This window comes from Roseivirga sp. UBA1976, from assembly GCF_002336325.1.
Classification (GTDB): Bacteria; Bacteroidota; Bacteroidia; order Cytophagales; family Cyclobacteriaceae; genus Roseivirga; species Roseivirga thermotolerans.
On sequence record NZ_DDDQ01000170.1, the window covers coordinates 1 to 7947 of the forward strand.

The following is a 7947-nucleotide window of genomic DNA, read 5'->3' on the forward strand; positions in this document are numbered from 1 at the left end:
AGTACCATTAAGCCGATAAGCATCTCCCTCCTTTTCGGCAGTTCCAAACATTCCTCCGCTTCCACCCAAAATCGCTGACTGAGCAAAAACTTCTTGGGCAACTTCGGGCCGAAGGTTACCTATAAAAAAATTAGCACCACTACACAAAGTGACCGTCCAACCTAAACTACCGTCTAACCTAGCCAAAGCTTGCAGAGTTTTCAAACCATCAGAAAGGGAACACTCCAGTCCGCCAAAAGCTTTTGGCACCCAGATGTTCCATAGATTTTCTTCCTCTATCCATTGCAACACCTCTTTTCTAAAAACTGCTGCGTCATTCAAATATTCTTTAGGCGGTTGCATAAGTAAGCTCACTTTCGTTCTTCATTAATTTTCGCCATTTCAGATATCCCGATGTACCCATTATAAATAAGAACACGGTCATTCCAGCATATATATAAAGCTCTTTATAAACCATTAGTGGAATGGAAATGATGTTGCTGATATTGAGGTAAATCCAGTTTTCGATTTTACGCTTGGCCATCAGCCACATTCCGGCCCATGCAAAAGCCACTACTACGGCATCCCAAATGGGAACATCGGAATCTGTATGAAATGTAAGCCAGTAAGACATCAGCAAAAAACAAGCTAATACAATACCATTAGCCTTCAAAAACTCATTTTTACTGACTATGGAAATGGGCGTTTCCTTTTTTTGCCTGCCAAACCGTCAATAAACCCAGCCATAAACACTCATGACCAAATAGTACATGTTCAGTAGAATATCAGCATAAAGTGCGCTCTGATAAAGCACCCACATACTGATTAAGATGGAGGCAATACCAAACAGATAGGTATGCACATTGTTTTGACGGGCCAGCACTACTTGTACTATGCCAAAGAGAGTTCCCAACCCTTGAAGCCAGGTAAGTTGTGTTAAAAATTCCTCGATCATTGTTTTTAGGTTTCAATGAAATGAGGAGATGAACCAGCCCTTGCAGCACGGCAAAAGCTTTATTTTCCCTACGCCAGCATTATCTGGATCAGGTGCGGAGCCAAACTCCTGGGTATCATCTCAGCCTGCGCAAGCAAGCACCCCATTTTGGGCAAATGTAAGATTCCCCCAAAAGGAAGGAAAGGATTCAAAAGATTTAAATTTGAAGAAATACCTAGCTCATCTCTTCTAGCGAGCTAACCTTCTATCTTTGAGTCGAAATAGCTAAAACTCATCAATCAAAAATACTGATATGTCCATTTCAAAAGAGTCTGAATTAGAAGGAATGAAAAGAGTAAGCGAAGTGGTTGCCACAACGCTAAGGCTAATGAGAGAACATGCAAAAGTGGGCATGTCTACGAAAGAGCTAGATAATTTTGGGGGCGAAATTCTTAAGAGCCATGGTGCCAAATCTGCTCCTTATGAGACTTATGGATTCCCTGGCTATACATGTATTAGTGTAAATGAAGAGGCTGCTCACGGAATTCCGTCTGATCAAAACATCTTGAAAGAAGGCGACCTGGTGAATATTGATGTTTCTGCAGAACTCGATGGCTTCTGGGCAGATAATGGAGGCTCTTTTGTTTTAGGCAAAGACATTCACAATCATCAGCCGTTGGTAGATGCTTCTAGAGATATTCTTCACAAGGCGATCCACAGCATCAAAGGAGGGGTGAAAATCTCTGACATTGGTTATCTGATAGAAACAGAAGCCAAAAAATCGGGCTATAAGGTAATTAAGAATCTAGCAGGGCACGGTGTAGGCAGAAGCCTGTACGAAGCACCAGAAGACATTCTAAACTACAGGGTAAAAACAAACAGGGAACGATTCAGAAAAAACACCACTGTGGCTGTTGAAACCTTTATTTCGACCCAATCAACTGTAGCGGTTCAACTAAACGATGGCTGGACGTTGGTGGGCAACAGAGGTGGTTATGTAACGCAGCACGAGCACACTATTTTGATTACGGATGGCGAGCCTGTAATCCTCACGCAGTCCAATGGTATTTGGGGTTAAATAAACCACTATGGGCTGAAAGCACCACAGTTTTAGAAGCAACTGAAAGTCGCTTTGAATGGCCGACTTAGAAAATGTACGATCTTTGATTTACGATTGACGTCAATCAAAATTCGTACATCGTAAATTCCAGGATGCTTTTTAAAAGCTAAAGCGAAATGCACTAAAGTGCATAGTTTTAACTCCTTTTGTGACCAATAAAATGAGGCTGCCTCAAAATCCACTTTTTTAGTCATTCCCAGCTTGACCGGGAATCCCTATCGGCCTGTAGAGTCATTTTGGGGATTCACTCCGTAATTATCAGAACCGAGTCGAGAATGATGGTTAGACTTTGTGAAAGCCTCTTCCCTAATTAGTTACTCCTTTTTTTGAATCTATCTCCTCTTTCCTCTTGCGATGTATTCGATTTTATTAGTTACTTTGCAACTCAAAGTACTTTTAAATAAAAAATAATGAATGAAAATATCTCAAACACAGTCTCTTCAACGGGTTTAATGAAAAGAATGCTCATTGGAGGAATCATTGGCCTCGTGCTTATAACACTATTTCTAATTTCAGCTGATGAGGCTGATCCTTCTTGGAACAAACTCTGGTTTATTAAGCCATTAATTATCACTCCCATTGCTGCTGCAATGGGTGGCGGCCTTCACTTCTATGTCGATAAAATCTTCAGCACAAACAACTGGAGCAGGGTTTTAGCATTCATAGTTAGCACACTAGGTTTTGTAGTGACACTCTGGTTAGGCACAGTCCTCGGACTCAACGGCACCTACTGGAATTAAAAAAATTTATTCACGCACTTTGTATTTCAAAGTAAAATATACTCAAATGTTCAATCACTCAATATTTTCAACAGCAAAGTACTCTAGCCACCTGATATCTAGAGGCCTCTTATTTTTAATCAGCCTGCTTTTCTTTGCCTCAACCAGGTCATTACTACTCATGGCTCAACAAGAGTCCGATGCCATCGACCAATTATTTAGCAGCATAGCAACCGATGAGCCCGGTTGCTCTTGTTCCTTTTCAAAAAATGGAGAAGTACTATTCAATAAAGCCTATGGTTTGGCCAATATGGAGACTAAAACACCTCTCCAACCAAGCTCCGTTCTCGATGCCGGCTCAGTAGTTAAGCAATTTGTAGCAGCATCTACCCTACTGCTCGTAGAGCAAGGGCAACTATCGCTACATACTGATATACATGAGTACCTGCCGGAACTACCACCTTACGAACACCCGGTTACACTTTATCATTTACTCACCCACACATCAGGAATTCGCGATTGGACCGGCATACGAATGATCTCTGCTGCCGATGAGGACGCCCTTACCATGGTCTTGCGCCAAAAGTCGCTCAATTTTGCTCCCGGGGAGCAATGGTCTTATTCGAACAGCGGCTACGTATTGCTCAAAGAGATCGTGGCGAGGGTAACGGGTTTAACTTTTGGTGAGTTTGCTTCCACCTACCTCTTTGAACCATTAGGAATGAAAAATACCACATACACTCAATATCCGGATAAAACATCCAATCTGGCACTGGCCTACGAAAAGGGAAAGAGCGGATGGGAAAATGCCGTGCTGGAAAACAACGACCGTGGTGGCGGTGGCGCTTTGATGACTACTGCACCGGATTTACTGTTATGGACTCAGGCGCTTGCACAACAAAAACTAGGTGAATTTGTAACCAACAACCTACTAACTCCGACACGCCTAAATAATGGAAGGGAACTCTCATATACCAAAGGGCTGTTCGTGACCTCCAACGAGCTGGGCAAGCTCATATGGCACACGGGTAGTGCCGGAGGTTATAAATCACTGGTAGGCCATCTACCAGCTCATGGTTTATCCATTGCCATTATGTGCAATTCGGGTGACCAGATCAATAGAACTGCACTTGCCGGCCGGATTTTCAGGTTGTTCGCTGAACCACAAACTCAGTCGTATCCCCCCGGCAAAGAAGATGTGATGGTACCGGAAGATATACTCAATGCACGTAGTGGATGGTATATCCATAAAAAGGACAAGAACCTGCTCCAGTTAACCGTGAATAAGAATAGACTGGCTATTGTAGGCGGACCGATGCTCAGTGCCAAAAGCAATACTAACTTTATCAATACTCGCAGAAATATCGAGTTCCGCTCAGAAGACCAGTTCGAAGTCGAATTTCAACCTAACGGCAGCTTTACGCTCACTTCTATGGAAGGTCAACAAGAAATATATGTACCAGTAGAACCATACCGGCCTGCCATAGATGAATTGAGTCGCTATGAAGGTCGTTATGAGAGCAAAGACCTCAAAGCTGTTTTCCATATAAAGGCCACAGAAAAACAATTGGTCGTATATTTGGAACACGCTCCTATGCAGCGGCTTCCCTTTAGCCCGGTTGTAAAAGACATGTTTGTCTTTAGAAGAATGCACATTGGGTGGATAAGGGACGACCAAGGCTCAATTGTTGCCTTAACCTATAGTAACCCTGTTCTGAAAGATGTCAGGTTTACCAGACTCAACGACTAACCAATGACACAATCGACAGCACAATTGACATCAGAACCTGATGCCGTACAGGAGTTCTTTGTTCCGGAAGGCTCCATTGTGCGGAAAATATGGGCCGATGGAGATACCATACTACTTATTTTTGCAGGAGCCGCAGCAGAATTTGCGCTTAGCAAAGCCGTGGACTGGTTGTACTTTACCGGCCGCCTTCCCTCCGACCCTCTGGGACGCTTACTATCTACAGTTACCTACGCCAAGCGCATTGTATTCTCCCAAAAACAAGATGCCTTTAAAGCCATAGACAGCATTTCGGCCATACACCACGGAGTGGAGTACAAACGAGGCTTTCAAATTCCAGAATGGGCCTACAGAGATGTACTCTTTATGCTTATTGATTACTCCATAAGAGCCTATGAAGTACTTCATCGCCAACTCACTAATGAGGAGAAAGAGGAAGTGTTTCGGGTCTTTAATCAACTGGGTGAGAAAATGGAAATGACCGGTCTGCCGGAAACCTATCAAGTATGGATGAACATGCGCCAAAAACACCTTAAACGAAACCTGGAGTTTAGCGACTATACCAGCGACCTATTTTTGCAATACAAACTTCACCTGGGGTCTTTTCGTTACCACATGCTGTTACAGGTACAAGCAGTTTTGGCCCCCAAAAAGGTACGCTCATTAATGGGCCTGAAGAAAAAGAGACCTATTCTTCTCTTAATTGGCTTCTACAGAATCATTCGCCCCCTTGGGTTAAATTCATTCCTAAAAAGACTTGTATTGCCCGGTCAATACCGTCAGCAGTTTATGCAGTTGGGAGGAACCGCTTGAGGTTTGGTGGTTCATTGTTCTTAATTCATAGTTCTTGGCTTTTGATCTACCGAATATGTGCTAGCCGGAAATGGGGTAAACAATACAACTTATATTAGGGCAAGAATAACCCGAGACCACTTTCTGGCTCCTATTGAAGGACTCCAATCCGTTTTTTAGTACAATCTTAGGGCTGCTTATTTTAGCCACGAGCTGTATCCTCACAGCGTCTTTTAACAGCCATTTGTAAAGACACAAATGGAGCCAAGGTTAAGAAATATACTTCATGCGACTTAAGTAAGTAACCCTCTTTTATTGGTAGTGTAAGACCAATTCCTGTTTCAAAGATTTGATACCCATGCAAAGGGTCAATGAAGGCATTTAAAACAGCAAAAATGAAAAAGCATTAATTCTCGTAGATATTTTTTAAGAAATAGCATTCCTGTGAGCCGTTTTCAAAGTCAAGATTTTCTTTTAAAAGAGCCTGATCAGCAAATATTATATCGAAAAAGCCTTCAACTTCTGTTACAAAGTGCTTTTTTGGACTATCTCCATCCAGTCGGATATAAAATATGTCAAATAGATTCTTCCCCTTATCACCAATGAGATACTTTTTCCCGTTTGCTCGATCAATAGTAAAATACCAGCTTTTTGCCTCTCCCTCTGGAAATAAAATTTGATCTATAAGCTTCGTTTTTAAATCAAAAACATAGCATTTACCTACCATGGGAATACTGAAATAGACCTTGTTTTCCCAATGTATCACCTCCCCTAAGGCAAACAAATCTCTTTCTTGAAATGATTTCCATTGATCCCCTTTTAGAGGCTCAGAAATGGGGTTAATCCAATTTTTCTCTTTAGAACCAGTGTGTTGGTAATAGAATCTAGGGATATTCTTTTTGTCCCTTTTTTTTGTTCTGTCTTTGGCCTTAGTAGTATATCCAAAAGTAAGGCCTTGGTAATTAGCCAGAATCACATCGCTCATATCGCCAGAGAAAATTTTAGCACCACCTTGATTAGGTGTGGTTTTGATCTCAACTATCTTGTCAGAATCAATAATGTAATCGGTAGTCTTTAGGGATGTTGCTATAGAAAAGTAGTTATCCTTGAAGATAGAAACGTTATTAATGAAACCACTTGTGATTACCAATGAATCTACAACCAAATGGTTCTCATTGAATAGCAGTATGAGGTCGTTTTTGACGTATTTGCCTGACTGATATTTAATATTACCTAAAAAATATGAGTTACTAATTGGCCATAGCTGGTTAATGCTATAAGCTTGACTGCAATAAAATAGATTTTGAGGAGCCTCAAGTTCCTGACCAATCAAAGAAAAACTCATCAAGAGTTTAAAAACAAACAACTTACTTTTTAAAGTCATATTTAAAATTGTACCTAAGGAAATCTTCCCCTGCATAGTTTGAACATTTTCCAGAAACTACATATCCTGTCTTAGTGGGCAAAGCTCTAACCCAAAGTGCATCATTTCCCAGAAATATTTCCGAGATTTTTTCAAGGTTCTTATTGAACAAGATTAACGAGTATGTCTTGTCGCAATTGTTCATGTTAAGTTTACCATCATTATCATAAAGGGGGCTACTGTGAAACACCAGCCTGCTGAATAGTTCAGAACCTTCGTGATAGTTGATCTGCCCGTAATGTGCCGCGGTGATATGAAAGTTTATAGACTCCTGTATATCGTAGTTTTGACCTAATGGTTCCTGAAGCTGGTCAATGTATTGGCTGGCCATACAAACATCCTCAATTAGTTGTCCGGCTTTATCATAAACTTGAATTGAATGATTAAAAGGGTGAGAAACGAATACCAGATCGTCCTTTATTTCAAAGTATGGGTAAGTATACTTGTCAGGTAGATATATGGAAGAACTGGTCAGTTTTGTTGAATGCCCTCCCATTTCCGAGACAATTTGGCTTTTGTATATATCATAAACGACTAGAGCGTTTATACTATTCTTGTTTGGGTAAAGCCAGTAATCGAAAGCATCTAAATTGAACACTAGCTTGCCATCGATAATTTCAATTTTCCCTTGATCATGGTTTTCCAGAAGGCTCGGCAAAGAGCCTTCTAGAAACCAACTAGCACTCAAATTGCTCAGGTTTATCTCCTCCTTAATTATACCTGATGTGTCCATTCTATAAATTTTTCCTTTCAAACCGGTATTGAAGTAGATCGAGTCGTAATCGAAAAAGCTGGTAACACCAATGTTCAAAGGAGGTCCATCAATCTCTCCTTTTGCAATAACCTCCCCTTTGGAAAGGTTAAACAAAGTATATTTTGAAGTATGCTCCCCTGTTTCCAGAAGTAATATTTCATCTCCCTCCTCCAAGAGTGAATATTTGGCTTTTGTCTTGAATGTTTCAGATGATATGGCAATCGGCTTTAATCGAGAGCGTACAAACTCAATAGTTTGGACTGAGTCATCATCGGCTACCGTTGAGCAGGGTCTCAAATATTCCTTCAGCATTGAATGGTTTTGGCAAGAATAAATGATCAGTAATGGTAATAGAAGAAAGAGCTTTTTGCGCATGATAAAAAAGGTACCGTAATTATGATATAGTACATTATTAGTCTCGATAATTTACAGGGTTACTCATTTAGATCGCATTTGTTAGATCCAGTATACTAGCCACA

6 protein-coding genes and 2 pseudogenes are annotated in these 7947 nt (G+C 41.0%); 4 read left to right on the plus strand and 4 right to left on the minus strand.

Going from position 1 to position 7947, the window contains the following annotated elements:
* Positions 1-342: pseudogene (locus tag B3763_RS17750) on the minus strand (hypothetical protein); the annotation flags it as partial.
* Positions 329-934, minus strand: a pseudogene (gene pnuC, locus B3763_RS17755) (nicotinamide riboside transporter PnuC). The pseudogenes pnuC and B3763_RS17750, both read right to left, overlap by 14 nt.
* A 292-nt stretch (positions 935-1226) precedes the next feature.
* Here pnuC and map point away from each other — a divergent pair.
* The 4 genes from map to B3763_RS17775 all read left to right on the plus strand — a co-directional run bounded on the left by map (position 1227) and on the right by B3763_RS17775 (position 5312).
* Entirely contained in the window at positions 1227-1991 is a 765-nt protein-coding gene (gene map / locus B3763_RS17760) for a type I methionyl aminopeptidase (protein WP_286748218.1), read from the plus strand.
* 452 nt (positions 1992-2443) lie between these two features.
* Positions 2444-2773, plus strand: coding sequence for a potassium transporter KefB (locus B3763_RS17765; protein ID WP_286748219.1), 330 nt, complete (start codon positions 2444-2446; stop codon positions 2771-2773).
* 160 nt (positions 2774-2933) lie between these two features.
* Complete coding sequence (locus B3763_RS17770; protein ID WP_286748220.1) at positions 2934-4502, plus strand: serine hydrolase domain-containing protein; 1569 nt, start codon at positions 2934-2936, stop codon at positions 4500-4502.
* Between the two features lie 3 nt (positions 4503-4505).
* Positions 4506-5312, plus strand: a complete 807-nt coding sequence (locus B3763_RS17775) for an oxygenase MpaB family protein (protein WP_286748221.1) — start codon at positions 4506-4508, stop codon at positions 5310-5312.
* 385 nt (positions 5313-5697) lie between these two features.
* Here the strand turns inward: B3763_RS17775 and B3763_RS17780 are convergent, their stop codons facing one another.
* Positions 5698-6711, minus strand: coding sequence for a hypothetical protein (locus B3763_RS17780; protein WP_286748222.1), 1014 nt, complete (start codon positions 6709-6711; stop codon positions 5698-5700).
* Entirely contained in the window at positions 6659-7780 is a 1122-nt protein-coding gene (locus B3763_RS17785; protein WP_286748223.1) for a hypothetical protein, read from the minus strand. Before B3763_RS17785 ends, B3763_RS17780 begins: the two co-directional genes overlap by 53 nt.
* Between the last annotated feature and the right edge of the window lie 167 nt (positions 7781-7947).